This is a genomic window from Dulcicalothrix desertica PCC 7102 (genome assembly GCF_003991905.1).
Lineage (GTDB): Bacteria > Cyanobacteriota > Cyanobacteriia > Cyanobacteriales > Nostocaceae > Dulcicalothrix > Dulcicalothrix desertica.
The window spans coordinates 2,452-2,950 of sequence record NZ_RSCL01000019.1 but is presented as its reverse complement, the minus strand read 5'-3'; the positions used below and the strand labels follow the sequence as shown (position 1 = coordinate 2,950).

Annotated in this window: 1 protein-coding gene; it reads left to right on the top strand. The window is 42.5% G+C overall.

What is annotated here, in order from left to right; all coding sequences use genetic code 11:
* On the top strand, positions 1-499 hold a 499-nt coding region (locus DSM106972_RS54055), incomplete at both ends, for a WD40 repeat domain-containing protein (RefSeq protein WP_233787928.1).

Below are 499 nucleotides of genomic sequence, written 5' to 3'. Positions count from 1 at the left end.
AGATGGCAAAACTCTAGCTTCTGCTGGTGCTGACAAAACCATCAAATTGTGGAATATCAACACTGGTAAATTCATTTCTACCTTGAGTGGGCATGCTGCTGAAGTCTATAGCGTGGCAATAAGTCCAGATGGCAAAACTCTTGCTTCTGCAAGTTTGGACAAAATCATCAACTTGTGGAATATAAGCACTGGTAAACTCATTTCTAGCTTGAGTGGGCATACTAGTACAGTCAGTAGCGTGGCAATAAGTGCAGATGGCAAAACTCTAGCTTCTGCTGGTGCTGACAAAACCATCAAATTGTGGAATATCAACACTGGTAAATTCATTTCTAGCTTGAGTGGGCATACTAGTACAGTCAATAGCGTGGCAATGAGTGCAGACGGCAAAACTCTTGCTTCTGCAAGTTTGGACAGAACGATCAAATTGTGGAATATCAGTACAGGCAAACTCATTTCTAGCTTGAGTGGGCATACTAATTGGGTCAGTAGCGTGGCAATG